The organism is Vulcanisaeta distributa JCM 11217 (genome assembly GCF_001316005.1).
Lineage (GTDB): Archaea > Thermoproteota > Thermoprotei > Thermoproteales > Thermocladiaceae > Vulcanisaeta > Vulcanisaeta distributa_B.
In genome coordinates this window covers 1-1840 of the sequence record NZ_BBBJ01000016.1, presented here as the reverse complement: position 1 = coordinate 1840, position 1840 = coordinate 1, and the positions used below count along the sequence as shown (strand labels likewise).

The 1840-nt window shown below is 68.9% G+C and carries 2 rRNA genes; both read right to left on the bottom strand.

The features are described 5' to 3' along the window. Positions 1-477: ribosomal RNA gene (locus JCM11217_RS17115) — 23S ribosomal RNA — on the bottom strand; the annotation flags it as partial. Between the two features lie 60 nt (positions 478-537). After that, a 16S ribosomal RNA gene (locus JCM11217_RS11940) occupies positions 538-1840 on the bottom strand; the annotation flags it as partial.

The window sequence follows — 1840 nt, the reverse complement described above, 5'->3', positions numbered from 1 at the left end:
TGCTTCCCACGCCAAAACCAAGGCGTGGTACTCCGGGACACCGGGACTCCGCCAGGCGGCCTTTAGCCTACGGGGGGGCTATCACCCTCTACGGCGGGGGGGCTTTCCAGCCCACTTCGGCTAGGCCGCCCCCCCGGCGGTACCCGGGCCCTCAACCCCCCCCACATCTCCCCCCACGGTTATCCCGCGGGGGATTTGGTTTGGGCTAACCCCCCCTTTCGGTCGCCCCCCCTACTCAGGGGGTCCCTGTTGGTTTCCCTTCCTCCCCCCCCTACTAAGATGTTTCCGTTCGGGGGGGGTTCCCGCTCCGAGGAAAACCCCGGAGCGCCCAGGCCTATTCGGCCCGGGCAGGAGGCCCATTCGGGAATCCCGGGTTCAAAGGCTGCCTGCGCCTACCCCGGGCTTATCGCAGCTTGCCACGCCCTTCCTCGGCGCCCGAGCCGAGCCATCCACCGGGCGGCTTGCTGGTGCGGGTGGTGGTTTGGTCAGGTGGGTACCACCCAACCCCCCCTTTGAACACCCCCCCATCCCCCCCAGAGGAGGTGATCCGGCCGCAGGTTCCCCCCCTACGGCCACCTTGTTACGACTTCGCCCCCCCCTCGGGAGCCCCCCCCAACTCGTCCTCCCCCCCTCCCCCCCCAGGGTAACCCCCCCTGGAGAGAAGAGGCCTCGTTGGGGCTCCCTCGGGTGGCGCGACGGGCGGTGTGTGCAAGGGGCAGGGACGTATTCACCGCGCGTTGGTGACACGCGGTTACTAGGGATTCCACGTTCACGAGGGCGAGTTGCAGCCCTCGATCCCTACTGGGGCGGGGGGGTTTACGGGATTGCCTCCCCCCCCTTTCGGGGGGGTCGGATCCCGCTGTCCCCCCCGCCATTGCAGCTCGCGTGCAGCCCCGGGGGGGTTTGGGGGCATACTGACCTGCCGTGGCCCCCCCCTCCTTCCTCCGGCTTACGCCGGCAGTCCCCCCCTAGTGTGCCCCCCCGGTCCCGAAGGACCGGGTAGCAACTAGGGTGGGGGGGGTCTCGCTCGTTGCCGGACTTAACCGGACACCTCACGGCACGAGCTGACGACGGCCATGCACCTCCTCTCAGCTCGTCCGGCAAGGTCGTTAGCCTGGCCATCATCCTGCTGTCGCCCCCCCGGGTAAGGTTTCCGGCGTTGACTCCAATTAAGCCGCAAGCTTCACCCCCCCTTGTGGTGCCCCCCCCGCCAATTCCTTTAAGTTTCAGCCTTGCGGCCGTACTCCCCCCCAGGCGGCGGGCTTAACGGCTTCCCTCCGCCACTGGGCGGGCCCTAAGCCCGCCCAACAGCTAGCCCGCATAGTTTACAGCTGGGACTACAGGGGGGGTATCTAATCCCCCCCTTTGCTCCCCCCCCAGCTTTCGCCCCCCCTCACCGTCGGGCGCGTTCCAGCCGAGCGCCTTCGCCACTGGTGGTCCTCCCGGGATTATCGGATTTCGCCCCCCCTACCCCCCCCGGGAGTACCCTCGGCCTCTCCCGCCCCCCCAAGCCCGGTAGTATCGCCCCCCCAGCCCACGGGTTGAGCCCGTGGATTTCAGGGGGCGACTTACCGGGCCGGCTACGGGCGCTTTAGGCCCAGTAAGCACCCCCCCGACCACTCGCGGGGGGGCTGGTATTACCGCGGCGGCTGACACCAGACTTGCCCCCCCCGCTTATTCGCCCGGCTTTTTGCACCGGGCAAAAGCCGCCCTCTTCGGGCGCACTCGGGGTGGCCCCCCCGTCACGGTTTCCCGCATTGCGGAGTTTTCGCGCCTGCTGCACCCCCCCGTAGCCTGGGCCCTTGTCTCAGTGCCCATCTCGGGGCTCCCGCTCTCACGG